At 71.7% G+C, this 25881-nt stretch carries 31 protein-coding genes, 2 tRNA genes and 1 other RNA gene; 18 read left to right on the top strand and 16 right to left on the bottom strand.

Annotated features, from left to right (window positions below):
- Positions 1 to 6: 6 nt before the first annotated feature.
- Both IE99_RS0102805 and dnaN read left to right on the top strand, forming a co-directional pair.
- Positions 7 to 513: a methylated-DNA--[protein]-cysteine S-methyltransferase gene (locus IE99_RS0102805; protein ID WP_030163356.1), complete on the top strand. Its 507-nt coding sequence runs from the start codon at positions 7 to 9 to the stop codon at positions 511 to 513.
- A gap of 63 nt (positions 514 to 576) precedes the next feature.
- Positions 577 to 1710 carry a DNA polymerase III subunit beta gene (gene dnaN / locus IE99_RS0102810; RefSeq protein ID WP_030163358.1) on the top strand — a complete coding sequence of 378 codons (1134 nt, stop codon included), beginning with the start codon at positions 577 to 579 and terminating at the stop codon, positions 1708 to 1710.
- Positions 1711 to 1719: 9 nt separating this feature from the next.
- Here dnaN and IE99_RS0102815 read toward each other — a convergent pair whose 3' ends face one another.
- Positions 1720 to 2283 (bottom strand): helix-turn-helix domain-containing protein, encoded by a 564-nt coding sequence (locus IE99_RS0102815; protein WP_030163360.1) that lies wholly within the window; start codon positions 2281 to 2283, stop codon positions 1720 to 1722.
- Positions 2284 to 2485: 202 nt separating this feature from the next.
- Here IE99_RS0102815 and IE99_RS0102820 point away from each other — a divergent pair, with 202 nt between their 5' ends.
- Both IE99_RS0102820 and IE99_RS0102825 read left to right on the top strand, forming a co-directional pair.
- Positions 2486 to 3154: a B3/B4 domain-containing protein gene (locus IE99_RS0102820; protein WP_030163363.1), complete on the top strand. Its 669-nt coding sequence runs from the start codon at positions 2486 to 2488 to the stop codon at positions 3152 to 3154.
- Positions 3154 to 4035: an EamA family transporter gene (locus tag IE99_RS0102825; RefSeq protein ID WP_030163364.1), complete on the top strand. Its 882-nt coding sequence runs from the start codon at positions 3154 to 3156 to the stop codon at positions 4033 to 4035. Before IE99_RS0102820 ends, IE99_RS0102825 begins: the two co-directional genes overlap by 1 nt.
- 60 nt (positions 4036 to 4095) lie before the next feature.
- Here the strand turns inward: IE99_RS0102825 and IE99_RS0102830 are convergent, their stop codons facing one another.
- The 6 genes from IE99_RS0102830 to IE99_RS28755 form a co-directional block, all read right to left on the bottom strand.
- On the bottom strand, positions 4096 to 4455 hold the full coding sequence (locus IE99_RS0102830) for a RidA family protein (protein WP_051711983.1): 360 nt from the start codon (positions 4453 to 4455) through the stop codon (positions 4096 to 4098).
- 131 nt (positions 4456 to 4586) lie between these two features.
- Positions 4587 to 4674: transfer RNA gene (locus tag IE99_RS0102835), tRNA-Ser, on the bottom strand.
- Between the two features lie 10 nt (positions 4675 to 4684).
- Complete coding sequence (tadA, locus tag IE99_RS0102840; protein WP_030163368.1) at positions 4685 to 5143, bottom strand: tRNA adenosine(34) deaminase TadA; 459 nt, start codon at positions 5141 to 5143, stop codon at positions 4685 to 4687.
- Positions 5144 to 5146: 3 nt separating this feature from the next.
- A complete protein-coding gene (locus IE99_RS0102845) occupies positions 5147 to 5584 on the bottom strand; it encodes a tRNA adenosine deaminase-associated protein (protein ID WP_030163370.1) in 438 nt (145 codons plus the stop codon).
- Between the two features lie 144 nt (positions 5585 to 5728).
- Positions 5729 to 6214 (bottom strand): tRNA adenosine deaminase-associated protein, encoded by a 486-nt coding sequence (locus tag IE99_RS0102850; RefSeq protein WP_030163372.1) that lies wholly within the window; start codon positions 6212 to 6214, stop codon positions 5729 to 5731.
- Positions 6215 to 6346: 132 nt separating this feature from the next.
- On the bottom strand, positions 6347 to 6550 hold the full coding sequence (locus IE99_RS28755; RefSeq protein ID WP_051711984.1) for a hypothetical protein: 204 nt from the start codon (positions 6548 to 6550) through the stop codon (positions 6347 to 6349).
- 151 nt (positions 6551 to 6701) lie between these two features.
- Between IE99_RS28755 and upp the strand changes: the two genes are divergently transcribed.
- The 7 genes from upp (at position 6702) to IE99_RS0102890 (ending at position 12963) form a co-directional block, all read left to right on the top strand.
- Positions 6702 to 7340, top strand: a complete 639-nt coding sequence (upp, locus tag IE99_RS0102860; protein WP_030163374.1) for a uracil phosphoribosyltransferase — start codon at positions 6702 to 6704, stop codon at positions 7338 to 7340.
- Positions 7341 to 7486: 146 nt separating this feature from the next.
- Entirely contained in the window at positions 7487 to 7747 is a 261-nt protein-coding gene (locus IE99_RS0102865; protein WP_030163375.1) for a hypothetical protein, read from the top strand.
- A 76-nt stretch (positions 7748 to 7823) separates the two neighbouring features.
- Entirely contained in the window at positions 7824 to 7982 is a 159-nt protein-coding gene (locus tag IE99_RS32335) for a hypothetical protein (RefSeq protein WP_169744383.1), read from the top strand.
- Between the two features lie 7 nt (positions 7983 to 7989).
- The gene (locus IE99_RS0102875) at positions 7990 to 8511 is read left to right on the top strand and encodes a PH domain-containing protein (RefSeq protein WP_030163377.1); all 522 of its coding nucleotides are present in this window, start codon (positions 7990 to 7992) and stop codon (positions 8509 to 8511) included.
- 252 nt (positions 8512 to 8763) lie between these two features.
- Positions 8764 to 10182, top strand: a complete 1419-nt coding sequence (locus tag IE99_RS0102880; RefSeq protein ID WP_030163379.1) for a helix-turn-helix domain-containing protein — start codon at positions 8764 to 8766, stop codon at positions 10180 to 10182.
- 86 nt (positions 10183 to 10268) lie between these two features.
- Positions 10269 to 10958, top strand: a complete 690-nt coding sequence (locus tag IE99_RS0102885) for a FadR/GntR family transcriptional regulator (RefSeq protein ID WP_030163381.1) — start codon at positions 10269 to 10271, stop codon at positions 10956 to 10958.
- A 154-nt stretch (positions 10959 to 11112) separates the two neighbouring features.
- Positions 11113 to 12963 carry a CynX/NimT family MFS transporter gene (locus tag IE99_RS0102890; RefSeq protein ID WP_245623032.1) on the top strand — a complete coding sequence of 617 codons (1851 nt, stop codon included), beginning with the start codon at positions 11113 to 11115 and terminating at the stop codon, positions 12961 to 12963.
- Positions 12964 to 12986: 23 nt separating this feature from the next.
- On the opposite strand, the gene IE99_RS0102895 is transcribed toward IE99_RS0102890, so the two are convergent.
- The 3 genes from IE99_RS0102895 to IE99_RS0102905 form a co-directional block, all read right to left on the bottom strand.
- Entirely contained in the window at positions 12987 to 13325 is a 339-nt protein-coding gene (locus IE99_RS0102895) for a type II toxin-antitoxin system VapB family antitoxin (RefSeq protein ID WP_051711885.1), read from the bottom strand.
- Between the two features lie 771 nt (positions 13326 to 14096).
- Positions 14097 to 14184 (bottom strand) — tRNA-Ser (locus IE99_RS0102900).
- Between the two features lie 10 nt (positions 14185 to 14194).
- Positions 14195 to 14533 carry a DUF952 domain-containing protein gene (locus IE99_RS0102905; RefSeq protein ID WP_030163387.1) on the bottom strand — a complete coding sequence of 113 codons (339 nt, stop codon included), beginning with the start codon at positions 14531 to 14533 and terminating at the stop codon, positions 14195 to 14197.
- A 60-nt stretch (positions 14534 to 14593) separates the two neighbouring features.
- Between IE99_RS0102905 and ffs the strand changes: the two genes are divergently transcribed.
- The 7 genes from ffs to IE99_RS0102935 all read left to right on the top strand — a co-directional run bounded on the left by ffs (position 14594) and on the right by IE99_RS0102935 (position 20862).
- Positions 14594 to 14689, top strand: an RNA gene (gene ffs / locus IE99_RS30925) — signal recognition particle sRNA small type.
- Between the two features lie 54 nt (positions 14690 to 14743).
- The gene (locus IE99_RS0102910) at positions 14744 to 17062 is read left to right on the top strand and encodes a DNA polymerase III subunit gamma and tau (RefSeq protein WP_030163389.1); all 2319 of its coding nucleotides are present in this window, start codon (positions 14744 to 14746) and stop codon (positions 17060 to 17062) included.
- A 124-nt stretch (positions 17063 to 17186) separates the two neighbouring features.
- Complete coding sequence (locus tag IE99_RS0102915) at positions 17187 to 17570, top strand: YbaB/EbfC family nucleoid-associated protein (protein WP_030163391.1); 384 nt, start codon at positions 17187 to 17189, stop codon at positions 17568 to 17570.
- 42 nt (positions 17571 to 17612) lie between these two features.
- Positions 17613 to 18212 (top strand): recombination mediator RecR, encoded by a 600-nt coding sequence (gene recR / locus IE99_RS0102920; protein ID WP_030163394.1) that lies wholly within the window; start codon positions 17613 to 17615, stop codon positions 18210 to 18212.
- Positions 18205 to 18753 carry a DUF5063 domain-containing protein gene (locus tag IE99_RS0102925; protein WP_030163396.1) on the top strand — a complete coding sequence of 183 codons (549 nt, stop codon included), beginning with the start codon at positions 18205 to 18207 and terminating at the stop codon, positions 18751 to 18753. Before recR ends, IE99_RS0102925 begins: the two co-directional genes overlap by 8 nt.
- Positions 18754 to 18866: 113 nt before the next feature.
- Positions 18867 to 20141 carry an aspartate kinase gene (locus IE99_RS0102930; RefSeq protein ID WP_030163397.1) on the top strand — a complete coding sequence of 425 codons (1275 nt, stop codon included), beginning with the start codon at positions 18867 to 18869 and terminating at the stop codon, positions 20139 to 20141.
- A gap of 52 nt (positions 20142 to 20193) precedes the next feature.
- Positions 20194 to 20862, top strand: coding sequence for a TetR/AcrR family transcriptional regulator (locus IE99_RS0102935; RefSeq protein WP_030163398.1), 669 nt, complete (start codon positions 20194 to 20196; stop codon positions 20860 to 20862).
- 2 nt (positions 20863 to 20864) lie between these two features.
- On the opposite strand, the gene IE99_RS0102940 is transcribed toward IE99_RS0102935, so the two are convergent.
- The 6 genes from IE99_RS0102940 to IE99_RS0102965 all read right to left on the bottom strand — a co-directional run bounded on the left by IE99_RS0102940 (position 20865) and on the right by IE99_RS0102965 (position 25845).
- Positions 20865 to 22631, bottom strand: coding sequence for a S9 family peptidase (locus IE99_RS0102940; protein WP_030163399.1), 1767 nt, complete (start codon positions 22629 to 22631; stop codon positions 20865 to 20867).
- 19 nt (positions 22632 to 22650) lie between these two features.
- Positions 22651 to 23478 (bottom strand): serine hydrolase, encoded by an 828-nt coding sequence (locus tag IE99_RS0102945; protein ID WP_245623033.1) that lies wholly within the window; start codon positions 23476 to 23478, stop codon positions 22651 to 22653.
- 55 nt (positions 23479 to 23533) lie between these two features.
- The gene (locus tag IE99_RS0102950; protein ID WP_245623034.1) at positions 23534 to 24301 is read right to left on the bottom strand and encodes a MerR family transcriptional regulator; all 768 of its coding nucleotides are present in this window, start codon (positions 24299 to 24301) and stop codon (positions 23534 to 23536) included.
- Positions 24302 to 24340: 39 nt separating this feature from the next.
- Entirely contained in the window at positions 24341 to 24484 is a 144-nt protein-coding gene (locus tag IE99_RS31650) for a hypothetical protein (RefSeq protein ID WP_157609997.1), read from the bottom strand.
- A gap of 27 nt (positions 24485 to 24511) precedes the next feature.
- Positions 24512 to 24778, bottom strand: coding sequence for a hypothetical protein (locus IE99_RS0102960; protein ID WP_030163403.1), 267 nt, complete (start codon positions 24776 to 24778; stop codon positions 24512 to 24514).
- Between the two features lie 170 nt (positions 24779 to 24948).
- Complete coding sequence (locus tag IE99_RS0102965) at positions 24949 to 25845, bottom strand: LysR family transcriptional regulator (protein ID WP_030163404.1); 897 nt, start codon at positions 25843 to 25845, stop codon at positions 24949 to 24951.
- Positions 25846 to 25881: the final 36 nt, after the last annotated feature.

Genomic DNA, 25881 nt, shown 5'->3' on the forward strand with positions numbered 1-25881 from the left:
ACTGTCATGGAGACGACCCATGTCGTCCTGGAAAGCCCCGTCGGCCCCCTCACGGTGGTCGTCACAGACGGCGCCCTGAGCGGGCTCTACATGGAGATGCAACGGCACCGTCCGCTGGAGGAGAGGTTCGGGGTTCGTGTGGACAACCCGGACGCGGAACCCTTCGCCGCGATCGCGGCCCAGCTCAAGGCGTACTTCGCAGGGGAGCTCACCACGTTCGACCTTCCCCTGAAGCTGAACGGGACGCCCTTCCAGCGTCGCGTCTGGGAGGCGCTGCGGAGCATCCCCTATGGCGAGACGGTCAGCTACGGAGAGCTGGCGAAGGAGCTGGGAAGCCCGGGTGCCTCCCGCGCCGTCGGCCTCGCCAACGGGCGCAATCCGGTCGGAATCGTCGTGCCGTGCCATCGCGTCGTCGGCTCCGGCGGCGGCCTCACCGGCTACGGGGGCGGACTGGAGCGCAAGCGCTACCTGCTCGACTTCGAGCGCGGGAACACCGAGCGGGCGCTGTTCTGACGCGAGTGTCGGACGCGCGGGTTAACGTGCGTGGAGTACGCCACCGATGGAAGGAAGGTCAAGGTGGAGTTCCGCGTCGACCGGCAGCCGCTCGCCGAGGCCGTGGCGTGGGCGGCCCGCACGCTGCCCGCCCGTCCGGCCCTCCCCGTTCTCGCCGGGATGCTCATCGAGGCGACCGATGACGGCGGGCTGACCCTCGCCGGGTTCGACTACGAGGTGTCCGCGCGCGCCCGCACCGACGCCCAGGTGGCCGACCCCGGCCGGGTCCTCGTGCCCGGACGGCTCCTCGCGGAGATCGTCCGGAACCTTCCTCCACAGCCTGTGGACGTCTTCACCAAGGGCTCCGAGGTCGTCGTCCGCTGCGGTCCCGCGGAGTTCGGCCTCCTGACCCTCCCGGTGGAGGACTACCCCACCCTCCCCGAGCCGCCCTCCCGCGCCGGTACGGTCCCGGGCGACGTGTTCGCCGCCGCCGTGGCCCAGGTGGTGCCGGCCGCGGGCCGCGACGACACGCTGCCCATGCTCACCGGCGTCCGCATCGACATCGAGGGCGACACGATGTGGCTCGCCTGCACCGACCGGTACCGCATCGCCGCCCGCGAACTCACCTGGACGCCCGCCGACGCGTCCTTCACCGCCGGTGTCGTCGTCCCCGCCCGCACCCTGGCGGACACCGCCAAGGCCATCAGGCCGGACGCCGACGTCGCGATCGACCTCACCGGGACGGGCGACACGCTCATCGGCGTGTCCGGCGGCGGCCGCAGCATGACCAGCCGCCTGCTCGACGAGCAGTACATCAACTACCGGTCCCGCCTGACCGGCACCTGGACGTCCACCGCGCGCGTCCGCACGGCGCCGTTCGTCGAGGCGATCAAGCGGGCGGCGCTCGTCACCGACCGCGGGACGCCCATCCGGCTCTCGTTCACCGCCGGTGAGGTCCGCCTCCGCGCCGCGTCCGGCGACTCGGCGCGGGCCGACGAGAGCCTCGCGGCCGACCTCACCGGCGAGGACATCGACATCGCGTTCGGTCCGCAGTACCTCCTGGACGGCCTCGCCGGCGTCGACACCGAGTACGCCCGCCTGGAATGCGCGGGCCCGACCAAGGCCGCGCTCCTCACCGCGGTCCCGGACGATGAAGACTCCCCCATGGACGACACCGGTTTCCGCTACCTGGTCATGCCCGTCCGCCTGACGTCCTGAGGCGGCCGGTCACAGGTCGAGGACGGCCAGCACGAACCGGACCGTCCGGTCGCTCGTGTTGCCGTAGGAGTGCGGCCGGTCTCCGACGAAGACGGCCGCGGTCCCCTGGGGGACGGCATCGGTCCTTCCGTCCACGACGAGGGTCAGCGTGCCCTCCTGGACGTACACGATCTCCTTGGTCCCGGGCACGTGCGCGTCGCTCTCCCGCGTCTCCCCGGGAGCCAGTTCCCAGTCCCACAACTCCAGTGAGGGCCGGGGGTCGCTCCCCGCGAGCAGTGTCCCCGTACCGCCGCTCTCACCGCGCCACAGGACGACGTGCCGTTCGGGGGAGAAGACGCGTATCGCCGGCTCTTCCTCGACCTGGACCAGCCGGGTGAGCGGTACGCCGAGCGCATCCGAGATCCGGATGAGCGTGCCCAGGTTGGGGTTGCCCCGGCCTTGCTCCAGGCCGACGAGGACCCCCTTGCTCACCCCGGCCCGCCCCGCCAGCTCGTCCAGGCTCCACCCGTGCCCGGCGCGCAAGGCCCGGACCGTCCGCGCGACGGCTTCCCCGATCGCATCCTGGTCGCTCACCGCACCTCCCGCTCCCGGACGATTCCACCACGCGAGACCGGCCGCCGCGCCGGCCCCCCGAGTTATCCACAACTCCCGGGTTCCTCGGCGCCCCACGGCACCGACCTCCACGATGGAGCAGCCGGGCACGAGAAGAAGTGGCGGCGGTCGGTACAATGATATGCACGGTTCATTAAAGTGACCGATATCGGGAGGTGCGAGGATGCTGGACCGGATCGCCGTGGACGACGCCGTACGGGAGCTGCGGCCCGATTTCGTCGTGCTCGTCATGACCGCCGAGGGGCTCCGCAACGGCCCGAGCGATGACGACTCGGCCGGCTGGCTGGCGGAGGCGGCCCGCCACCACGCGAACGCCGACGACCCCCACGTGGAGGCATGGCGCGAGGCGTACCGGGCGTTCGGCGCGAAGCCGCAGCGCACCCGCCCCTCCGTGGAGGCTCTGCTGCGCCGGGCCGACGCGCTGCCGTCCATCAACAAGGTCGTGGACGCCTACAACGCGGTCAGCGTCCAGTACGCGCTCCCCATCGGCGGCGAGGACCTGGACGCCTATGTCGGCCCGGCGAGGCTCGTCCGCGCGACGGGCGAGGAGCCCTTCGACGTGATCGCCGGAGGCGAACCCGCCATCGAGCACCCCGTCGCGGGCGAGGTCGTCTGGCGCGACGACACGGGCGTGACGTGCAGGCGGTGGAACTGGAGGCAGTGCGTCCGGACGCGCGTGACGGAGACGACGGAGAACGTCCTGTTCCTCATGGAGACCCTCGCCCCGTACCCGCTCGACCGCCTCCACCGAGCGGGCGACGACCTCGCCTCCCGGCTCCGCGCGATCACGCCGGACGCCCGGATCCAGAGCCGGCTGATCGGCGAACGGTGATGGTCACCGTCCTCGCACTGGCCGCAGCCCTGTCCTACGGCGTCGCCGACTTCCTCGGCGGAGCGGTGGCCCGGCGCTCCACCGCGCTGAAGGCCCTGACCTGGTGCGTGCCCACCGGCCTCGTCCTCGTGCTGGCCGCCGCGCTGCTCATCGGCGGCACTCCCGGCGCCGCCGGCTCGGCCTGGGGTTTCGCCGCGGGCGTCACCGGCGGCACGGGCCTGATCACCTTCTACCGGGCCCTGGCCCGCGGCCCGATGAGCGTGGTCGCCCCCGTGTCCGCGCTGGCGGCGGCGATCCTGCCGATCGCGGTCGGCACGATGCGCGGCGAACGCCTGGACGCACTCGTCATGGTCGGTGTCCTGCTGTGCCTGGTCGCGATCGGCCTGGTCAGCATGGAGGAAGGCGCGCCGGACGGCACGGCCCCCGCCCCCACCGGCCGGCGCCGCCTGCTCGACTCCGGCCCCGTCATGGCGGGCGTCTCCGGCGCCTGCTTCGGCGTCTTCTTCATCCTCCTGAAGGAGGCCGGCGACGGCAACGGCCTCTGGCCACTGGTCGCCGCCCGCGCCGGAAACCTGGCGGTCGTCCTGGTGGCCCTGGCGCTCGTTGCCCGTCCGGGCACCGACCAGGGCGGCCCCCGCGTCAAGGGCCGCGCCCTGATCGCCCTGGCACTGCTGTCCGGAACCCTGGACGCGGGCGCGAACGTGCTCTACTTCCTGGCCGTTCACAGCGGCATGCTGAGCCTCGCCGCCGTCCTCACGTCCCTCTACCCCGCGATCACCGTCCTGCTGGCCAGGCTCACCTACGGCGAACGGTTGAGAGTCGTCCAGCAGGTGGGCATGGCGGTGGCCGTGGCCGGAGTGGCCCTCGTGACGGCGGGCTGATGCCGCCACCGACGAGTCCGGATGGAGGGCGATACCGGGCCCGAATCCGGACGCCGATGCTCAGGCCGCCGCGACGGCCTCGATCTCCAGCAGCCATGACTCGTCGTAGATGCCCGTGATGATCACAGTGAGAGCGGGACCGTGGCCCCCGAGGACCTCGTGCCTGATCCGCGCGTTGGCCTCCCGGTAGCGCCGGTCGGACAGCAAGACGGTGACCTTCACCAGATCGCGCACGGTCATGTCCGCCGCTTCCAGTACGGACACCACATTGCGCCAGGCGAGCCGGCACTGCCCGTCGAAGTCGCCGGGGATGTGACCGTCCTCGTCCTCCGGGACCTGGCCGCTGACGAACAGCAGCCTCGAGGCTCCGCTGACCATGGCGCCCTGACCGTAGGACCGCGGCTGAGGATCGAGCGTCATGATCTCCACGGCAGGCACGATAGGCCGCCCCGACGCCCGGGGCGACACATTTCCGCAACGCGACCGCCGCCCCAACGAAAAACCCTCCGAACCCGGAGGTTCGAAGGGTTCCGATGCCGCGGGACATCACATGGCGGTGGTGGTGGGATTCGAACCCACGGAAGGTTGCCCTTCACACGCTTTCGAGGCGTGCGCCCTCGTCCACTAGGCGACACCACCGCGGAAGAGCCTACCGGACTCTTCGGTCGGTGAAGAACTCGATAAGCGGTGCGGCGCACTCGTCCGGGAGGACGCCGGCGATCACCTCGGGCCGGTGGTTGAGACGGCGGTCGCGGACGACGTCCCAGAGGGAGCCGACGGCGCCGGCCTTGGGGTCGATGGCTCCGTAGACGATGCGATCCACGCGGGCCTGGACGGACGCGCCCGCGCACATCGTGCAGGGCTCCAGCGTCACGACCAGGGTGCAGCCGGACAGGCGCCATGCCCCCCTAGCCAGGGCGGCGGCGCGCATGGCGATGATCTCGGCGTGGCCCGAAGGGTCGGCGCTGCGTTCGCGGTCGTTGTGCCCCGCGCCGATGACCTCGCCGGACTCGTCCAGCACGACGGCCCCCACGGGGACGTCACCGGCCTCGAACGCCTTGCGCGCCTCGAGGAGCGCCAGCCGCATCGGCGCGTCGAACCCGTCCATGCGTCAGTCGCGGAGGCGGTCGAACTCCGCGCCGAAGCCCGCCTCCTCGGCGACCGTCAGGAGGGCGTCGCCGGGGAGGGCGCGGTCGCCCAGATCGGCGAGGCGCGCCGCGTCGAGACCGAGGTCTTCGAGAAGCGCCGGATCACCGCCCGCGTCACCGTCAGGGACCTCGCCGACGAGCTGGTTGATGAGGGAGCCCAGGCCGTCCTCACGCACCGTGGAGACGTAGGCGCGCGGCTCGTCCTGCCCGTCCAGGCGCAGGACCGCGAACCAGTCGTCGCCCTCCTCGACCAGCAGGACCACCGGGTCGCCGTACGACTCGACGGCGGCCTCGCGCATCAGATCGGCGATGTCGTCGACGCCCTGGGCCTCGGCGAGCACGGCCTCGGTGCCGACCCACCCTTGCGGGGTCCGCGCGAAGACGGCTGCGAAAGAGGACACCGCCTCATTGTGACCCACGCGATCGCCCCGGCCACAACCCCGCCACGCCAGGAACCCGTTCCCGTGGACGAGCGAAGGGCGAATCCGTCACTGACGGGCGCGCCTCCGGCGGGAAGGCGGGGTGGCGCCCCGGCGGGCCGGGTGTCAGCCGAGCGCGTCCAGGGCGCGTTCGAAGGCGGGGGCGAAGCCGAGGCGGCCGGCGATGCTGAGGAGCATCTCGTCCGGGTACAGCTCCAGGTCGCCGGAGATCGCGCCGATCTCCATCTCGTCGAGGCCCAGGTCCGAGAAGATGGACATGTCGCCGACGGGCAGGACCTGGTCGAGCTCCTCGTCGTCGGGGATGGGGATGTCGAGGAACTCCAGGACCTGCCCGGCCAGGGGCCAGTCGACGGACGCCGTCACGTCCGACAGGAACACCATCTCCTCGTCGCCCAGCAGACGGATCGCGACGAAGAAGTCGTCGCCGACCGAGACCAGGCCGATCGTGCCGCCGAGGCTCGGCTGCTGGCGCAGGGCATGGATCAGCCCAGAGAGGTCCTCGGTCAGCGCCACCGGGAGGATCTCGGCCTCCCAGCGGTCGTCTTCCCGGTACACCACGACGGCGAAGTCCGTCGCGTCCACATCCGTCATTTCCACCCCACCGGCGCGGTTCCTGCCAGGGCATGGTCGCAGATGCGGCGGCCCCACGCGTGCCCCACGGGCAAACTGGCCGCCGCGCCCCGCGGTGAGCGCGGGAGTCAGCGGGCCCTGCCGACGTGATCCTCAGTTGATGCGGAAGGTGCGGCGCCGCAGCGCCGCGTGGATCCGGGCGCGCCGCGACCGGTGCGGTGTCACCCGACGGCGCAGCTCACGGGCCTCGGCGAGCTCCCGCAGGAAGACCGCGCGGCGGCGCAGGTGGTCGCGGATCTGCTCGGGGGAGATGGCGTCCCGCGGCTCGGCGTCCTCCCCGGCTGTGACATCGGTCACCGCCTCCTCGCCGGTGGCCCGCGGGGGGTCGGACGCGCACTCGGCGGCACCGGGCCGGTGATCCCTCTCGCTGTTCATATCGCTGTACTGCCCAGCTCAGCGGCGTCCTATCCGGCTTCGTCGAGCCGGTCCGCCGCGCTACCGTGAGCGCATGCAGACCCTCGCCGTCGACCACCCGCTCGTCGCCCACAAGCTCACGACGCTGCGGGACGAGCGCACCGATTCGCCCACGTTCCGCCGGCTGGCCGACGAACTGGTCACGCTGCTGGCGTACGAGGCGACCCGCGACGTCCGGGTCGCGGAGGCGACCGTCTCGACGCCGCTGCAGCCGGCGCGGGGCGTCCAGCTGGCGAGCCCGAAGCCGCTCGTCGTCCCGATCCTGCGCGCAGGGCTCGGCATGCTGGACGGGATGACCCGCCTGCTGCCCACCGCCGAGGTCGGCTTCCTCGGCATGATCCGGGACGAGGGGTCGCTGCAGGCGCAGACGTACGCGACGCGCCTGCCGGACGACCTGTCCGGCAGGCAGGTGTACGTCCTGGACCCGATGCTCGCCACCGGGGGGACCCTCGCCGCCGCCATCAAGCTGCTCTTCGAGCGGGGCGCCGAGGACGTCACGGCCATCTGCCTGCTGGCCGCGCCGGAGGGGCTGAAGTACCTGGAGCAGGAGTTCGCGGGCACGTCCGCTCCCGTCCGGGTCGTGACCGCCGCGATCGACTCGCACCTCAACGAGCACGGGTTCATCGTCCCGGGCCTGGGCGACGCGGGGGACCGCCTCTACGGGGTCGTCTGACCTGCGGCTATGGTGCCGCCGATGTTCGTTCGCGATCGCTCAGGGTAGTAACCCGCCACGGAACGTCAGCGCGCGTTCCCCTCCGCCGCCCCGGCACAGGGGACCCTTACGGACCGGGCGGTGCGAGCGAGCAACGAGGAATCGTGATGGCTCACCAAGGGGATGGCGACCGGCCGCGCACCACCGGCATCGGGGAGCGGCTCATCGAGGAGTTCGACGGGGTGCACGGCGCGGACACGGTCGTGCGATGCGTGGACGCGGCGCGGCACGGCGCCGAGGAGGTCACGGGCGGCGCACCGGACGACCTGGTCGAGCGGATCGCCCGCCGGCACCTGGAGGTGCTCGCCACCGTCGCCGCCGAGAAGCGGCGCAGGGCGCGCCGGTCCTCTCTCGACAACGCGCCGTGACCCTTGCTTTGCGGGTCCTGCACGCTGTGCGAGACTGAACCCGGGGTCCGGTGGGTCAACGCTCCGGGAGGCTGTCGTGCCCGCAAAGAAGTACCTGACGTGGGCCGCACTGGCCTTCGTCGCGTTCTATGTCATCCAGCAGCCGGACGGGGCGGCCCGGTCGGTCGAGAACGCCGCGAGCGGCCTCGCCTCCGCCGCCGGTTCCCTGGCCACCTTCGTCGAGACCCTTTCCTGAGGCCCGCATGAGGCTCGTGACCCCCGGCGACTCCGCGCCCGCCTCCGTGAACAAGTACCTGCTGCCGCACGAGAACCAGGTCATCACCGTGCGGCGGCACCCGGCCATCCTCATGCTGCCGGTCGGCCTCGTCCTCGGCGGGCTGATCATCGCGGGCGTGCTGAGCAACACCCTCGCCAGCGACGCGATCAACTGGATCTGGTGGGGCTGGCTGATCCTGCTCGCCTGGTTCGTCTGGCAGGTCGCGGAGTGGTCCGTCGACTACTTCGTGATCACGAACCAGCGGATGCTGCTGACCACGGGCCTGATCACGCGCAAGGTCGCGATGATGCCGCTCGCCAAGGTCACGGACATGAGCTTCAAGCGGTCGATCGCGGGCCGCATGCTGGGCTACGGGGAGTTCGTGCTGGAGTCCGCCGGCCAGGACCAGGCCCTGTCGACCGTCGACTACCTCCCCTATCCCGAGCAGCTGTACCTCGAGGTCTGCGAAATGATCTTCCCGAACAAGAACGCCACGGCGGACGACTGACGCCGATCGGCGGAATATCCGATCTTGCGGTGAAGGTTCGGATACCGTCGGACGGGACGGGGCGTCCCATGTGCGGCTCGCAGGCGCCGGTCAGCGGCGGCGTCCCGTGGTGTCCGGCGTCGCGCGGCCGCACTCGGGGGGAGCAGGGCGATCCGTTCTCTTCCGTTTCGTTACTCTCGATGTGCGATAACCCGCAATGTGCAATCATGTCGGCACCCCAGCCGCCTGATTACTTCCGCTAAGTGAGTCCACATGCCGGGTCCAGGCAATGTCGGCGAACGTGTCCGCAACCTGCGGCTGACCAGACGCTTGTCGCAGGCACAGCTCGCCGGTCACGACCTCTCCGACAGCTACATCTCCCTCATCGAGTCCGGTAAGCGGACGCCGACCCCGACCGTCCTCCGCATGCTGGCCGAGCGTCTCGGCTGCACCCCGGAGTACCTCGCGGAGGGCGTCGAGCCGGAGCAGCGCACCCATCTCGAAGTGCGCGAACGCCACGCGCACCTCGCCCTCCTGGGCGGCGATCCCGCGACCGCCGAGGCGGGGTTCGACGAGGTGCTCGCCCGCAGCGACGACCCCGAGCTGACCGCCCGCGCCCGCTGGGGCCGCGCCCGCGCCCTCGAGGAGCTCGGCCGGACGGAGTCCGCGATCGGCCTCTTCGAGGAGCTGCGCGAGCAGGCCGAGCGCGACCCCGGCCGGACCTGCTGGCTGCCGCCCGTCATCGCCCTGTCCCGCTGCTACCACGCCGTCGGCGACCTCGGCCAGGCGATCGCGCTGGGCGAGCGCGCCCTGGAGAGGCTGCGGGGCATCGGCCTCACCGTGGGCCGCGAGTACATCGAAGTCGGGCGGGTCCTCCTGCTCGCCTATGTGGATCGGTCCGATCCGGTGCGCGCCCACGAGCTCGGCAGGCGGCTGCTCCACACCGAGCGTCCCGCGCGGGACGAGCCGGAGAGCGTCCACTATCAGCGTGCCAGCCACAGGGCCTTGGACGAGGGCGTGATCGGGGACGCGCTGTACTTCGCGGACCAGGCCCTCGCGGCGCGGCCCGACGCCCCCGCGGAGCGGGCGCGGGCCCGGCTTCGCCTGGCCGCGGCCAAGGCGCTGCTGAGAGGCGTCCCGCCCTTCTCCGCGCCGGCCGGGTTCGAGACGCCCGGCCGGACGGAGGGCACGGCGGAGGCCGCGCGGGAGGCGCTCGGCCTGCTGCGGGAGACGTCCGTCCTCGACGGGGACGAGGCGACCGAGAGCACGATCGCGCGTGCCCGCGCCCTCGTGCTCACCGGCGAACTGAACGAAGCGGTCGGCGCCCTCGAGGAGTTCATCGACACCGGCATGGCGCTCACCGCCCCGGCGAGCGCCGCGCGTCCGCAGCCCGGCACGGACCTGGTGGCCCGCACGCAGAAGAGCGTCCTCGCCCGCCTCGTCCTCGCCCGCGCCCGCGTGGGCCAGGACGACCCCGCCGCCGCGGCCGTCGTGCTCGGCGCCGCCGCGGCGCAGCTGGAGACCCTGCCCCCCGGACGTCCCGCCGCGCAGCTCCTGCGGGAGCTGGGAGGTCTGTTCGAACTCGTCCATGACAGGGAGAAGGCCACGATCGCCTACCGGCGCGCGCTGGAGGCCGCGGGGCTGCGCGCGTCCCGGCCCCTGGAGGCCAGCTGTGATCTGGGACGCGTCTGACCGATTTCCCTGGCAGCACTCCCTCACCAGCCGTACCATGGAGACGTAGGATGATTGGCTGACTGGAGGTCTGGGAGGAGGACCCGGTGACCCTGCAGACCACCCGGCGTTCGTCCCTGGTCGACCAGGTGATCGACCAGCTTCGCGGCGAGATCGCCGCGGGTGTCTGGCCGCTCGGCGCCAAGATCCCGCCCGAGCCCGCCCTCGCGGAGAGCCTCGGCGTCGGTCGCAACACCGTCCGCGAGGCGGTCCGTGCCCTCACCCACTCCGGCCTCCTCGACTGCCGCCAGGGCGACGGCACCTACGTTCGCGCCACGAGCGAACTGTCCGGCGCCGTCCGCCGCCGCCTCGAGACCGCCGAACTGATCGAGATCCTCGAGGTGCGCCGCGGCATGGAGGTCGAGGCCGCCCGCCTCGCCGCCGCCCGCCGCACCGAGGCCGACCTCACCGCCATCGCCGCCGCCCAGGCCGAGCGCGCCAGAGCCTTCGCCGCCCTCGACCACGCCGGTTTCATCGAGGCCGACCTCGCCTTCCACATGGCGGTCGTCGAGGCCACCCACAACCGCGTCCTGATCGAGCTGTACCGCGACTTCAGCGACGCCCTCCGCGCCAGCATCGGCACCGCCGGTGTCCTGCTCCGGCACGCCGACGTCCCGCACGAGCCCATCGCCGACGCCATCAAGGCCGGCGACGCGGCGGCCGCCGCCCGCGCGACCCACGCCTGTCTGGACCAGATCCTCGACTCGACGCGAAGCGTCCCCCGCCCCGAGTCGTAACACCCGGCACGGCAATCCCCTTCACGCCGCCCCGCGGCGCACACCCACCGGACGCTCCCGACGCGCCGCCCCCTGCGCGCGCCCAAGCAGGCCCGGCTCCAGACCACCTCGGCACACCTTGACCCGTCTCACCGTGCCTTCCAGCAGGAGTGACATGCACACCCCCGCCCGCCCCGCACCCTCTCCGCCCCCAGGCGAAGAGGGAGCCGCGCCAGCGACCTCGTCACCACGCAAGCGTGCCGCCGTCCGCCCCGCCCCCGCACAGCTGTCGAGCGATGCGCCTACCGCGCCGCTGACCTCGTCGCTGCGTGAGCGTGACGCCGTCCGCCCGGCCTCCGTGCAGCTCCCGGGTGATGCGCCTGTCGTGCAGGCGGCCTCGCCGTTGCGTGAGGGTGACGCCCTCCGGCTGGCCCCCGCGCTGGTCCCGGGCGACGTGCCTGCCGTGCAGGTGGCCTCTTCGTTGCGTGAGGGTGACGTCGTCCGCCCGGCCTCCGCGTTGCTTTCGGGTGACGTGCCTGCGGTGCAGGCGACCGTCTCGGCGGTTCGGCGTGGCACCGCCGGGCCGGCCCGCCCGTCCACCGAAACCGAGGGTGGCGCGACCGCGATCGTCTCGCCGGACCGCCGCGTGGCTGGATCGCCGGCCTTGGACGTCTCCGCAGAGCCCTCGGCCAGGCGGTGCGACCGCCCGGCCGAGAGCGTTGCAGAGCATGCCGTGCGGCGCGGGACGGCGGAGGCGGCGATGCGCCGGCCGGCCGGCGCCGGTGAACACGTGGCTCGGCCGCGTTCCGCGGGGCCGGCGACCGCATGGGCGCTGGTCGGCCTGGTGCTGCTGACGATCAACCTCAGGGCCGCGATCACCGGGATCCCGCCGCTGCTCGCCGAATTGAGGGACGTGTTCGGGCTGACCGGGGTGCAGGTGGGCCTGCTCACCACGCTTCCGGTTCTGTGCCTGGGGGTGTTCGCGTCGCTGGCGCCCGTCCTGGCGCGTCGCTTCGGAGCCGAGGCCGTCATCGCCGGGGCCCTGATGATGATCACCGTCGGGATCGTGCTGCGGGTCGTCGCGGAGCCGATCGCGCTGTTCCTCGGAACGGTCGTGGCGGGCGCGGGGATCGCGCTGGGGAACGTCCTCATGCCCTCGATCATCAAGCGCGTCTTCCCCAGCCGCGTGGGGTCGCTGACCGGTCTCACGATGACGGTCATGGCCGCCAGCGGCGCGCTCGCCGCGGGCATCGCCGTTCCGCTCGACCAGGCGGGCGGCTGGCGGCTCGCGCTCGCCGTGTGGGCCGTCCCGTCCCTGGTCGCGGCGCTGGTGTGGGGGCCGCTCGCCCTCCGGGCACGGACGGCCCCGGACCGCGCCGTGCGGACACCGCCGGCCGGTGCGGAGGGTTCGCTGCTGCGCTCGCCATTGGCCTGGTACATCGCCGCCTTCATGGGCCTGGCGTCGCTGATGTTCTACGTCCTGATGTCGTGGTTCCCGGAGATCATGCGGGACGGCGGCCACAGCCCCGCGGCCGCCGGGATGATGGTCTCGTCGATGCTGGTCGTCGGCCTGCCGCTGGGATATGCCGTGCCCGTCCTCGCGGCGCGCCTGCGCGATCAGCGCCCGCTCGTCGCGGGGATCGGCGCGACCATGGTGATCGGCATCGGCGGGATGGCCGTGGCCCCGTCCGCCGGGTGGGTCTGGGTGGTGGCACTCGGCATCGGGACGGGTAGCGCGTTCCCGCTGGCCTACACGCTGCTGAACCTGCGCTCGCCGAGCCCGTCGGTCGCCGCGCGCCTCTCCGGCATGGCGCAGACGGCCGGGTATCTCCTCGCCGGTTTCGGTCCTCTGGCCATCGGTGTGCTCCATGACGCCACCGGTGGATGGAACGTTCCACTCGTTCTGTTGCTCGTTCTTCTCATTCCGAAGCTGACGTTCGGCTTTCTGGCCGCCCGGCCGGGCCATGTCCAGACCCGCCCCGTCGAGAAGCGCGAGGTTCCGTTCACCCAGCCCATGCCCAGCTGACGCACCAGTGTCGGGAACCCGGCTCAGATCGGATCGGGTGCCGTTCCCGCCGACCGCTGGACGTCGACGGCGTCCAGGTCGAGAACGCGGGCGTGCAGGACGACACGCTGGTGCAATGCCGCCCGGAGGGCTCGGTGCAGGCCGTCCTCCAGGTAGAGCTCGCCCCGCCACTGGACGACGTGGGGAAAGAGGTCGCCGTAGAACGTGGAGTCCTTGGCCAGCAGCGACTGGAGGTCGAGCTCCCGCTTGGTGCTGATGAGCTGGTCGAGCCGGATCTGGCGTGGCGGGATCTTGGCCCAGTCCCGGGACGAGAGCCCGTGGTCGGGATACGGCCTTCCCTCGCCCACCGCCTTGAAGATCACGGCCCGAGTCTACGGCGTCCGATGGGGGCGGAGAAGGCACCGCAACTCCGCACGTCACCAGATCCACAACGCTTGGTAAACTGTTGACGAAAAGTCTGAAATGATCGTGAGTGGATGACCGGCATCATTTGAGTCCATTTGCCGATCGAAAGCCCGGTCAGCACCCCGGTCCGGCCAGGTCAACGTTCTCGCGGCCAGGACGCACGCCGGCTGTACGCCCCTTGGATGACAGTGGAGGTGATGCCGGGCGCGGAGGCGGGTCCGCAGCCGGCCGCTCGTCGGCACAGGCGGTCGCCGACTCGAGGCGGGGCGGGCCGGTGCAGGTCAGGCTGCGGTCGGACGAGATGGACGCGTTGCGCGAGACGATGCGCACGCCGAACCTGGAGTCGACCTCGATGCCCCCCCGAAGTCGGCAAGATGGAATGGGGAACCTCGGGACGGACGGCTTTGATAACCGGCATCCCGGAAAATCGCCACCAAACCCGATCAGATCGGCGTCGAGATCATCGACTCCACCGCCTCCGTCGGAGTGCTGCGCTCGTTCGGGAGGTGCGAGCGGACTGAGCGAGAACGGCCTTCCGCCTTTCTCCCGGCGGATGACCGGTCTCAGGCAGTCCTCGATCAGCCCATGAACCAGGCGGCGTGCGCCTCGCTGGTCGCGGGTCGGCGGGAAAGGCAACCGAGACCGCAACAGGCACAAGACAAGGGCCGGAACATGACAACAGCCGGCACCGCGATCGGTACCGGCTGTGACTCCCTGCAGATCAGAGATGGCGGAGGATAGGAGATTCGAACTCCTGAGGGGTTGCCCCCAACACGCTTTCCAAGCGTGCGCCCTAGGCCACTAGGCGAATCCTCCACCGGAGATCCTACAGGTTCCCCGGCACTGGCCGGACATCGATTACCGCGGAGATCGGGACCGCGCCGTAGACGTGCGGGAAGACCTCGTCGCCCGCCGGCTCGTGGCGGACGGGGGCGTCGAGGGCGGAGGCGTCGATGACCAGAAGGAGGAGGTCACGCCGGTCGACGTCCGCGTAGTAGCGGTCGAGGACGCCTTCGACCTGTGCCAGGTCGGACGAGCAGTGGATGAAGCCCTCCTCCGCGAGCGTCCGGCCCAGCGTCGACATCGAGTACGCAGCTCCCGTATCGCGTGCCGACTCCCAGTGGTGGCGCTCGGCGATGTGCAGCAGGGTCTTCGACGCGGACATGGAGGCGAGCGTACGCGGGAATCCGTGCCCAACCGGGGACGCGGATGACATAGACTCTCGGCAGACCCCTCGCACGGCGTCACCCTGTGAACCTCCCCAGGGCCGGAAGGCAGCAAGGATAAGCAGGCTCTGGCGGGTGTGCGGGGGGTCCCTTGGTTTATGGCGATGCTGCGCTTGTGACGCTCTGCTTCTCGAGGAGGGCGGGCCCCGATGAGTCTGGCTCTGTACCGCAAGTACCGGCCAGCGACGTTCGCCGAGCTCAAGGGGCAGGAACACGTCGCCGAGCCCCTGCGGCAGGCGTTGCGCAACGGCCGGATCAATCACGCGTACCTGTTCAGCGGCCCGCGCGGCTGCGGCAAGACCTCCAGCGCCCGCATCCTGGCCCGCTCGCTGATCTGCGAGCAGGGGCCGACCCCCGACCCGTGCGGCGAATGCGACTCGTGTGTCGCGCTCGGCCCCGGCGGCACCGGGCACATCGATGTGATCGAGATCGACGCCGCGTCGCACGGCGGTGTGGACGACGCCCGCGATCTGCGCGAACGCGCGTTCTTCACGCCGGTGTCCGCGCGCTTCAAGGTCTACATCATCGACGAGGCGCACATGGTCACCCAGGGGGGCTTCAACGCGCTGCTGAAGCTCGTCGAGGAACCGCCGCCCCACCTGAAGTTCGTGTTCGCGACCACCGAGCCCGAGAAGGTCATCGGGACGATCCGGTCGCGCACCCACCACTACCCGTTCCGGCTGATCCCGCCCGGTGTGCTGCAGGAACTCGTGGAGGAGATCCTCGACTCGGAGAACGTGCCCTACGAGGAGGCCGCGCTGCCGCTGGCCGTCCGGGCCGGGGCCGGGTCCGCGCGGGACACCCTGTCGATCCTCGACCAGCTGCTCGCCGGGTCGGACGAACGGGGCATCACCTACGCGCGGGCCGTCGCGCTGCTCGGCTACACCGATTCGGCGCTGCTGGACGAGGTCGTGGCGGCGTTCGCGGCGCGGGACGGCGCCGCCGTGTTCACGGCCGTCGACCGCGTGATCGAGAGCGGGCAGGACCCGCGCCGCTTCACCGCCGACCTGCTGGAACGCGTCCGGGATCTGGTGATCCTGTCGAACGTTCCGGAGGCGGGCGGGTCCGGGCTGTTCAACGTTGCGCCGGACGAGTTGGAGCGGATGCGCCGGCAGGCCGGCTCGATGGGGCCGGGCGAGCTGACCCGCGCCGCCGACCTGCTGCACACGGGCCTCACGGAGATGCGCGGCGCCACGTCCCCGCGGCTGCTCCTGGAGCTGATCTGCGCCCGGATCCTGCTGCCCGCCGCGTACGAGGACGAGGCGTCGCTGTTCGCGCGGCTCGACCGGCTCGAACGCCAGGCGTCCCAGGGCGGATTCGGTGGCGGGCAGGGCCTGGCGGGCGCGATCGTTCCGGTGGCCGGTGACCCGGCTCCGGCCATGGCTTCTCCGCGTCAGCCCTCCGAGCCCGCTCGGCGGGCTCCGCAGGCGGCGGATCGCCCCGTACAGGCGGGCGATCCAGCTCACGCCGCTCAGGGCGCCGGTGAGGGGGCCGGCCGGCCGGACGGGCAGGGCACCGGCCGGGACCGGGACGCCGCCGGAGGCGCCCGCGGTGACGCACGCGCGGGCCGGCCCGGTGAGGCCGGCTCGGGTGCGGATGGCGAGAGCCCGGCGAACACGCCAGGTCGCGCGAGCGGCCAGGGCGGCGATCCCGGCGGTCGGCCGGGGCAGTCGGGTCAGGGTGGTCATGCGTCCTCCTCGCAGCGGGGAGTGCCCAGTGTCGACCGGCCCGCCGAGCGCCCGGAAGCGGAACGTGGTTCTGTGGATAACGGCGCCGCCCGGTCGGCGCCGCAGGCCGGCGGCCACGACGTCGGCGCGGTCCAGCGGGCCTGGCCGGACATCGTCGAGGCCGTCAAGCAGAAGAGCCGCGCCACCTGGATGGTGATCATGTCCGGGGTGCGGCCGCTCTCGCTGGAAGGCCGGGTGCTGACCCTCCAGTTCGATTCCGAAGGGTCCCGGCTCGGGTTCGTCAACGGCAACCGCGACGTCATCCTCTGCGAGGTGCTCAAGGAGGGGATGGGCGTCGACTGGCGGATCGAGACCGTCTCCGGAGGCGGCTCCGGCGCCGGTGGCCGGGCCGGGGGCGGCTCCAGGGCCAACCCTGGCGGCCGTGGTGCGGGCGGATCCGCGCCGTCCGGCGGTTTCGGGTCGTCCGGCGGCCTCGGCTCCGGCTCCTCCGGCGGGTTCGGTTCCGGGGCCGGTCCGTCCGGCGGCTTCGGGGGCGCGGCCACCGCGACCGTCCAGGACGTGCGGCCCGACCCCGCGCCCATGCCGCGCCCGCCCGCGGATCCGGTGCCACCGCCGGACGAGCCTCCGCCGCCCCCGGAGCCCGACCCGGTGGACGAGAGCGAAGAGGTCGACCCGGAAGGGGACGCGGACGCCGACGGCAGCGAGGCGGAGATGACCGGTATGGCGCTCATCCAGCGGGAACTGGGCGGGCAGATCATCCGCGAGATCGACAACTCCTGAGGCCGGGACGGACCGCGCGTACCGGATCCCGCCCGGAAGCCGTAGTCTCGTGGGACGGACGTGCAGTGGCCGGCAGGTCGCTGAGAGAAGGCCCGGCAGGGGGCCGGAAGAAACGGAGTGCACCGTGGAACCCGGTGGGTTGAACATCCAGGAACTGCTCCAGCAGGCACAGCGCATGCAGGAGCAGCTCTTCACCGCGCAGCGCGAGCTGGCCGAGACCGAGGTGAAGGGGACCGCGGGCGGCGGGCTCGTCACCGCCACGGTCAACGGGCAGGGCGAGGTCACGGGCCTCACGATCGATCCCAAGGCCATCGACCCAGGCGACGTGGCGGACACGGCGGAGACCATCGCCGACCTCGTCCTGGCCGCGATCCGGGACGCCGCGCGCGAGGCCCAGCAGCTCCAGCAGGAGAAGATGGGGCCCCTCGCGGAGGGGCTCGGCGGCGGGATGCCCGGCATGGGCGGCGCCGGGGGTCTCCCGGGCGGCTTCCCCGGCCTCGGCGGCTGACGCCGGCTCCGAGACGGTTTCCAGGACGAAAGGGAGGGTCCGTTGTACGAAGGGGTGGTTCAGAACCTCATCGACGAGCTGGGCAGGCTGCCCGGCGTCGGCCCCAAGAGCGCGCAGCGGATCGCCTTCCACCTCCTCGCCGCCGACCCGGCCGATGTCGAGCGCCTCACCAAGGCGCTCAAGGAGGTCAAGGACAAGGTCCGCTTCTGCAGGACGTGCGGGAACGTCGCGGAGGAGGAGGAGTGCCGTATCTGCCGCGACGCCCGGCGCGACCCGTCCGTGATCTGCGTCGTGGAGGAGTCGAAGGACGTCGTCGCGATCGAGAAGACCCGGGAGTTCCGCGGCCGCTACCACGTGCTTGGCGGCGCGATCAGTCCGATCGAGGGGGTCGGTCCGGAGGATCTGCGCATCCGTGAGCTGATGCAGCGTCTCGCGGACGGCACCATCACGGAGCTGATCCTGGCCACCGACCCGAACCTGGAGGGCGAGGCGACCGCGACGTACCTCGCCCGCCTCGTGAAGCCGATGGGCCTCACGGTCACCCGCCTGGCGAGCGGCCTGCCGGTGGGCGGCGACCTCGAGTACGCCGACGAGGTGACCTTGGGCCGCGCATTCGAAGGACGGAGGCTGCTCGATGTCTGACACCAACAGCCCGCAGGACTGGAACACCCTGGCCGAGCGCGTGGCGTGCCACGTGGACAACTACCTCAACGGCCTGGAAGCGGTGGCCAGGGGGGACGGCGGCACGCACACGATCCCGCTGCTCCTGCTGGAGGTCTCCCAGGTCATCCTGGCGGGGGCCCAGCTCGGCGCGAGCGCGGACGTGATCCTGCCGGACAACTGGGAGCCGGAGGTCGGCGACGACCCCGACCTGGACGCGGTCCGCCAGGGCCTGGCGGAGCGCCTCGAGGAACTGGACGAGTACGTCGAGGTCTTCGACCCGTACAAGGACACCGAGCCCACGGCCTACCGCCTGTCGGACGACCTGGTGGACGTGGCCAGCGACCTCGTCCACGGTCTGCGGCACTACCAGCAGGAGCGTCCCCTCGAAGCCCTGTGGTGGTGGCAGTACTCGTACTTCAACCACTGGGGCAACCACGCGGGCGCGGCTCTGCGCGCGCTGCACGCGGTCGTCGCCAACGCGCGCCTGGACGTGGCACAGGAGACGCCCGTCCTGCAGTAGGCGCGGACCGTGCGGTAGGCGCGGACCGTGCGGTAGCGCCCGTAACGCATCGGACCGGGCTCGGTAGACTCACGGGTTGGTACGCCTGACCCCGATCCGAGGAGCGCCCACCCGTGGCCCTTGTCGTGCAGAAGTACGGTGGCTCCTCCGTCGCCGACGCCGATGGCGTCAAGCGGGTCGCCCAGCGCATCGTCGCGACGAAGAAGGCGGGCAACGACGTGGTCGTCGTGGTGTCCGCGATGGGCGACACGACGGATGATCTCATCGATATGGCCGAGCAGGTCAGCCCCCTGCCGCCCGCCCGCGAACTGGACATGCTGCTCACCGCCGGCGAGCGGATCTCGATGGCGCTGCTCGCCATGGCCATCGCGAACCTGGGCCATGAGGCCCGTTCGTTCACCGGTTCCCAGGCCGGCGTCATCACCGACGGCACGCACGGGAAAGCGAAGATCATCGATGTGACGCCGGGCCGGATCCGGACGGCGCTGGACGAGGGCTCCATCTGCATCGTCGCCGGGTTCCAGGGCGTCTCGCAGGGGACGAAGGACATCACGACCCTGGGGCGCGGTGGCTCCGACACCACGGCGGTCGCGCTGGCGGCGGCGCTCGACGCGGACGTGTGCGAGATCTACTCGGACGTGGACGGCGTGTTCACCGCCGACCCCCGGATCGTCCCGGCGGCGCGGAAGATCCCGCGGATCTCCTACGAGGAGATGCTGGAGATGGCCGCGTCCGGGGCGAAGATCCTGCATCTGCGCTGCGTGGAGTACGCGCGCCGGTACAACCTCCCGATCCATGTGCGGTCCTCCTTCAGTCAGAAGGAGGGGACCTGGGTCGTCGACAGCAGCGAGATCGAAGGAACCGACATGGAGCAGGCGATCATCTCCGGAGTCGCGCATGACCGGAGCGAGGCCAAGATCACCGTGGTGGGGGTGCCGGACAAGGTCGGCGAGGCCGCGGCGATCTTCACGGCGCTGTCCGAGGCCGAGATCAACATCGACATGATCGTGCAGAACGTGTCGGCCGCCTCCACCGGGCGCACCGACATCTCGTTCACGCTGCCGGCGACCGACGGGCAGACCGCGCTGACGGCGCTGAACAAGATGAAGGAGCGGATCGGCTTCGAGTCGCTGCGCTACGACGACCGGATCGGCAAGGTCTCGCTGATCGGCGCGGGGATGCGCTCGCACCCGGGGGTCACCGCCAAGTTCTTCGCCGCGATCGCGGACGCCGGGGTGAACATCGAGATGATCTCCACGTCGGAGATCCGGATCTCGGTCGTCGTCGCCCAGGACGACATCGACACCGCGGTCGCCGCCGCCCACCGCGCGTTCGACCTGGACGCCGACCAGGTCGAGGCCGTCGTCTACGGGGGTACCGGCCGCTGACCTCCGCCCGCCCGCCGGATCCGCGCGTCCGGCGGGCTCTAGGGTGGCATGCGTGACGGAGCCGAGGGCCGTGAAGTCCGAGCAGACGCGGGCGCTGATCGTCGAGACCGCTCTGCGGCTGTTCCGTGAGCGCGGGTACGAGGCGACCACGATGCGGGCCATCGCCAAGGAGGCGGGGGTCTCGGTCGGGAACGCCTACTACTACTTCGGCTCCAAGGAGGAGCTGATCCAGGCGTACTACGACGAGCTCCAGGACGAGCACGTCGCCGCCTGCCGGGCCGTGCTGGACGCGGAGACGGAGTTCGCGGCCCGTCTGCTGGGGGTGCTGAAGGCGCGGGTGGACACGATGGTCCCGTACCACGCGTTCGCCGGGAAGTTCTTCAAGTTCGCGGCGGAGCCCACGAGCCCGCTCAACCCGTTCAGCGCGGAGTCGGGGCCGGCGCGGGAGTCGGCCGTCGCGATCTACCGGGAGGTCGTGGAGGGTTCCGACCTGCGGATCGACGGGGAGTTCCGGGCCGAACTGCCGGAGCTGCTGTGGATCTACTCGATGGGCATCGTCCTGTACTGGGTCCACGACAGCTCTCCGGGGTGCCGCAAGACGTACCTGCTCGTGGAGCGGACGGTCCCGCTGGTGAACCGGATGGTGTCGATGTCCCGGCTCCCGGGTTTCAAGTCCGTCACCCGGGAGCTCGTCGGGATCATCCGTGAGGTCCGCGCCTAGCCCTACGGCAGGCCGAGGTGCTTGCGCGCGAAACCGATCTCGGCCTCCATCTGCTTGATGCGCTCCTCCACGACGAGGGAGCCGTGGCCGGCGTCGTACCGGTACACCTCGTGCGGAAGGCCGAGGTCGGCGAGCCTCGCCAGGTAGTTGTCGATCTGCCGGATGGGGCAGCGGGGGTCGTTCTCTCCGGCGAGGATCAGGACGGGTGCCTTCACCCGCTCCACGTAGGTGATGGGGGACGATTGCCGGTACTTGTCGGGGACCTCGTCCGGGGATCCGCCGAACAGGGACCGGTCGAACGCCTGGAGGCCCTCCATCTCGTCCTCGTAGGCGGCGACGTAGTCGGCCACGGGGACGCCCGCGATGGCGACGCTCCAGTCGTCCGGTTGGGTGCCGGCGCCGAGGAGGGTGAGGAAACCGCCCCAGGACCCCCCGGTCAGGACGAGCTTTTCGGGGTCGGCCAGCCCGGAGGTGACGGCCCAGTCCCGGACGGCCTTGATGTCCTCCAGTTCGGTGAGCCCGACGCGTCCTTCGATGGCGTCGCGCCAGCGGGAGCCGTAGCCGGTGGAGCCGCGGTAGTTCACCTGGACGACGGCGAACCCGTGGTCGACCCAGGCGGCGGTGGTCGGGGCGAAGGAGTCGTCGTCCTGCGCGGTGGGACCGCCATGGACGTCGAAGACGACGGGGTAGGGACGGTCGCCGCCGGTGGGCTTGGACACCAGGGCGTGGATGCGGCCCCCGGGGCCGTCCACCCACACGTCCTGCATCGGGACGGACGGTGGCGCGGGCGGGCCGGGCGGGGTCAGGACCACCTCACCGGAGGTCGAGCGGATCACGGGCGGGTCGGCGGCGGACGACCAGGAGAACTCGACCGTCATGTCGGGCCGGACGGACGCTCCGCCGATGACACCGCGGGGTGTCTCGATCGGGATGAGGTTCCGGGTGCCGAGGTCGTACCGGTACAGCTCGTCCCGGGCCTCGTGGGAGTGGGAGATGAGCAGGGCGGCCCCGTCGGGGAACCAGTCGGCGCCGATCTCGCCGGGCAGGTCCAGGACGATCTCGCGTTCCGTTCGCGCCACGGGGTCCCAGATCAGGAGCTCGTCGCGGCCGCGCCGTTCGTGGCCGACCAGCAGGCGCGAGTCACCGGGGACGGGGGCGAACCCGGATCCGTAGACGCCCTTCCCCGGCCCGTCCCAGAGGTCGGCGACGGCGGAACCGTCGGGGCGGAGGACGCGCAGGGCCATGTGACGGCTGTCCCCGTGCTCGCTGTGCCCGATCGCGATGAGCGACTCGTCGCGGGAGGAGGCGGCGACGTGGGCGTCCTCCGCGTGGTGGTAGAGCACCTCCGGGTCGGAGCCGGGGCGGCAGAGGTGGATCGTGTTCCCGGCGTCGGTCGTCCGGCCCACCACGGCGAGGCCGCTGGCGCCGAGCGCGAGCCCGGACGGGTAGGACGGCTCCAGGCCGGGCACGGCCGGGACGCTGTCGCCGCCCGCGAACGGGACGCGCCGCCAGATGCCGAACTCGTCGCCGTCCGTGTCGGCGAACCACCACACCCAGGTGCCGGTCGGGTCGACGCCGCCCATCCACGTGCCGTTGGGCCGGTCGGTGACCTGCCGCTGCTCGCCGGTCTCCCGGTCCCAGGTGTAGATCTCCCACGTCCCGGTGACATTGGATCTGTACACGCTGTGCTGCGGGGCGTCCCGCGCCCAGTGGGGCAGGCTGATCCGTGCCGCGCGGAACCGCGCCTTCCAACGCTCGTCGTCCACCATGCCGCCCAGTATCGCGTGATCAAAAGGTCCGGGGGCGGAGGACGTGGTGAACGGCGCGCGAGATCCCCTCGATCGTCGCCACGCCGTAGCCCATGGACGAGGTGTCCCGGGTCAGGACGACGATGAGGTACGTGTCGGTGGGGTCCGTGAACGCACCGATGCTGTGGACGCGCCAGTACAGGTCCTGCCGCTTCAGCCAGCCGTTCTTCACGTGCGTGGTCACTCCGGAGGGCGCGCCCGCTGGGGTCCCCCAGCGCTGGGAGGGGACGACGCCGCGCATCAGCTTGAGCGCGTAGGTCTGGGACGTCCTTGTCAGCACGTCGCCGGGCAGGGTCAACGCCTGGAGGAGGCGGATCTCGTCCCAGGCGGTGATCTGGGTGAGGCCCCAGAAGCGTCCCGGCCCCAGCCGTGTGTGCTTCATCCCGGCCCGCCCGAGGAACCGGTCCAGCCGCGTCCGGCCGACCGACTCCCAGAGCGCGGACGCCGCCGCGTTGTCCGACCGGGTGATCATCGCGTGGGCGAGCGAGGCCTCGGACGAGGTGGGCGTGCGCCCCTCGTCCTGCGCCTGCCGCAGGAGGGCTCCGAGGATCGTGGCCTTGACGACGCTCGCCGAGTCGTAGGAGACGTCCGCCGCGACCCCGCACACGAGGTCCTCTCGCCGGTCGTACACGGCGACGGACGTGACCCCGGTCCGTCCGGACAGGGCGGTGGCGATGCCCTTGCCCAGCCGGTGCGCGACGCCCGGATGCGACGGCGAACGGCACGGATCCTTCACGGACGCGTGGACGGCCTCCGGCATGAGCACCATCGAAGCAGCGGCGAGCAGTGCGAACAAGATTCGTGACACCGGGTAACCGTAGTGACGGGGGGTGCCGGTGCGCCGCCGCGCCGCGCGCGGGGCGTCAGGAGCCCGTGAGGCGCCCCAGGACTTGATCGATCGCGGCGCGCACCTGTCGGTCCATCGCGCGGGCGAAACCCGCCTCCACGGTCACCTGGGCGCCGGGGCGGAGTCGCGCGAGGGTGTCGGTCAGCTCGGCCAGGTCGTGGTCGCCGATCTCGCCGACGACGTGCGTGGTGATCAGCCGGACGAACGTCGCGGCGATCTCGTCCATGCCGCGCTGCAGCTCACGGCCCGTCGCCAGGATCGCACTCAGCGGCACCCCCGCGCGCACGAGGGTGGCCGTGGCCTCCAGCTGGCGGCGGCTCCAGTGCGTGACGCGATCGCCGTCCACCTCGATGAGGCCCAGGGCGACGGCCCGCTCCACCGACTCCGGGTCGATCTCGTCCGGGAAGAGCTCCGCGAGCTCGTCCAGCGTCATCGTCACCGGCACCTCGGTCGACCACGGTGCCGTCACGGCCTTCTCGATGCCGAGGACGGTCTCGATGTCCCGCCCCTGCTCCCAGGCGGAGAGCAGCTCCCTGATCCCCTCCAGGGTGTGGCCGCGCTCCAGCAGATTGCCGATCATCCGCAGCCTGGCGAGGTGCTCCTCGGAGTACAGGCCGACGCGTCCGGCGCGGCGGGGGGGCGGAAGGAGCTTGCGCTCCTGGTAGTACCGGAGGGTCCGGACGGGGACCCCGGCGGCCGCCGCGAGTTCCCCGATGCGGTACTCGCGGCCCTCCGCGGGGCGGTCGCCGCCTTCGGGCCGCTCCACGGCCGGCTCATCGCTCACGGCGGCCAGCATAGTTCGCGTCCGCCGGGCCGCCCCGCGCTAGGTGACGCGCCGGACGGTCATGACCCTGGGTCGCCGCCGCCGCGGCGCGTCCTCGTGCGCCCGCGCGGGGGCGTCCGCGGCCTCGGCCGCGATCAGCTCCCGCAGCGTGCGCGGAACGTTGTCGGCGAACGGTGAACGCATCGGAGTCTCCCCTTCGGTCGCCGCGCCTCAGGCGGCGGTGGTGTATGCCTTGGACACGGCGAGGAGCGCCCAGCGCATCCTGGCGGTGTAGGTCTCCGGGTGGTCGCCGGCCTCCTGCGCGACCACGGCGGTGCAGGCCGCGTGGTCGCCGCCGCACGCGCACAGGCGGTCGACGATGGCCGTCCGGACCTCTTCCGAGGACGGGTGCTCGGACGCCTGCAACTCGGAGCTGAACAGGATCTGGGCGAGGTCGGAGATGGTCGGGGTCACCGGGTTCATCAACATGTTCGACATCGTGCGCCTTCTTCCCGTAAGGGGTTCCTCCTCTTCCCCTTCTGTTCAATACGACTCTGACTCTCGGGCGGACTCATCGCCATCGGGGAAAACCCCCATCCTCGGTGGGGCCACCCTTACGGGACCCGGGGGCGTCGCCCGCCTCAGGTTCGGATGCCCCGTATTCGAGGCTAGTCACGCTGTGCAAAGAACCGATCACCGGAGAGTGCCGAACGGCACGCCTGCACCGCGGGATGGTCGCCTCCTCCACGGCGGGTGGCCGTGTAGAGCCTTCGTGTCCGCCGTCCCTCGGGCAGGGGCAGGACGGTGACGGTGGGCGGGCGGTCCGACCACAGCAGGCCGGGCAGGAAGGCCGCCGCGTGACCGTGCTCGACGAGCCGCAGGTGGAGGAGGAGGTCACTGGACTCGAACCGGACGTCCGGCTCGAATCCGGCGTCCCGGCAGAGGCGGGTCGCCCAGCGGCGCGCCGCCGTGCCCGCGGGCTCCAGCACCCAGGGATGCCCCGCCAGGTCACGGAGATCCGTGGTGGACCCGGAGCCGGGCAGTGCGAGGCGGATCTCGTCCTCGCCCAGCTCCGCGTACTCGATGCCGGCTGGACGCGGCATGGGGTCGCCCGGGTACTCCTCGGTGATGACCAGGTCGAAGTCACGAGCGAGGAGCGCCGGCAGGGCGCTCTCCGGCTCGCACTGGACGACCTCCACACGGAGCCGGGGATGGGCGTCCCTGAGGAGGGACAGGGCGTCCGGCACCAGGGCGAGCGCGGCGGTCTGGAACGCGGCGACCCTCAGCACCCCCGTGATCCCCCGCAGGGACGCCGCCAGTTCGGCCTCAGCGCGTTCGAGCCGCTCCAGCACGGCCTCGGTGTGCGCGACGAGGATCTCCGCCTGCGGGGTCAGCCGCACCCGCCGGCCCACCGGCTCCAGCAACGGCACACCGACCTCGCGTTCGAGGACGGACAGCTGCTGCGAGATGGAGGACGGGCTGTAGGACAGCGCGGACGCCACGGCGGCGAGCGTCCCCCGGTGTTTCAGCTCACGCAGGAGCCGGAGGCGGTGGAGATCCAGCACGTCACCCTCGATTCATCGGATCCACTGATGATTATC

It is taken from the genome of Spirillospora albida (genome assembly GCF_000718255.1).
Lineage (GTDB): Bacteria > Actinomycetota > Actinomycetes > Streptosporangiales > Streptosporangiaceae > Spirillospora > Spirillospora albida.

Coding starts and splice junctions, on each gene's coding strand:
- IE99_RS0102820 (WP_030163363.1), top strand. CDS start 2,486: ATGCTGGACCGGATCGCCGTGGACGACGCCGTACGGGAGCTGCGGCCC.
- IE99_RS0102905 (WP_030163387.1), bottom strand. CDS start 14,533: ATGTCCGCGTCGAAGACCCTGCTGCACATCGCCGAGCGCCACCACTGG.
- IE99_RS0102865 (WP_030163375.1), top strand. CDS start 7,487: ATGGCTCACCAAGGGGATGGCGACCGGCCGCGCACCACCGGCATCGGG.
- IE99_RS0102890 (WP_245623032.1), top strand. CDS start 11,113: ATGCACACCCCCGCCCGCCCCGCACCCTCTCCGCCCCCAGGCGAAGAG.
- IE99_RS31650 (WP_157609997.1), bottom strand. CDS start 24,484: ATGCGTTCACCGTTCGCCGACAACGTTCCGCGCACGCTGCGGGAGCTG.
- IE99_RS0102880 (WP_030163379.1), top strand. CDS start 8,764: ATGCCGGGTCCAGGCAATGTCGGCGAACGTGTCCGCAACCTGCGGCTG.
- IE99_RS0102940 (WP_030163399.1), bottom strand. CDS start 22,631: ATGGTGGACGACGAGCGTTGGAAGGCGCGGTTCCGCGCGGCACGGATC.
- upp (WP_030163374.1), top strand. CDS start 6,702: ATGCAGACCCTCGCCGTCGACCACCCGCTCGTCGCCCACAAGCTCACG.
- IE99_RS0102805 (WP_030163356.1), top strand. CDS start 7: ATGGAGACGACCCATGTCGTCCTGGAAAGCCCCGTCGGCCCCCTCACG.
- IE99_RS0102830 (WP_051711983.1), bottom strand. CDS start 4,455: ATGACGCTCGATCCTCAGCCGCGGTCCTACGGTCAGGGCGCCATGGTC.
- IE99_RS0102875 (WP_030163377.1), top strand. CDS start 7,990: ATGAGGCTCGTGACCCCCGGCGACTCCGCGCCCGCCTCCGTGAACAAG.
- IE99_RS0102925 (WP_030163396.1), top strand. CDS start 18,205: ATGTCTGACACCAACAGCCCGCAGGACTGGAACACCCTGGCCGAGCGC.
- IE99_RS0102825 (WP_030163364.1), top strand. CDS start 3,154: ATGGTCACCGTCCTCGCACTGGCCGCAGCCCTGTCCTACGGCGTCGCC.
- IE99_RS0102850 (WP_030163372.1), bottom strand. CDS start 6,214: ATGACGGATGTGGACGCGACGGACTTCGCCGTCGTGGTGTACCGGGAA.
- tadA (WP_030163368.1), bottom strand. CDS start 5,143: ATGGACGGGTTCGACGCGCCGATGCGGCTGGCGCTCCTCGAGGCGCGC.
- IE99_RS0102910 (WP_030163389.1), top strand. CDS start 14,744: ATGAGTCTGGCTCTGTACCGCAAGTACCGGCCAGCGACGTTCGCCGAG.
- IE99_RS0102960 (WP_030163403.1), bottom strand. CDS start 24,778: ATGTCGAACATGTTGATGAACCCGGTGACCCCGACCATCTCCGACCTC.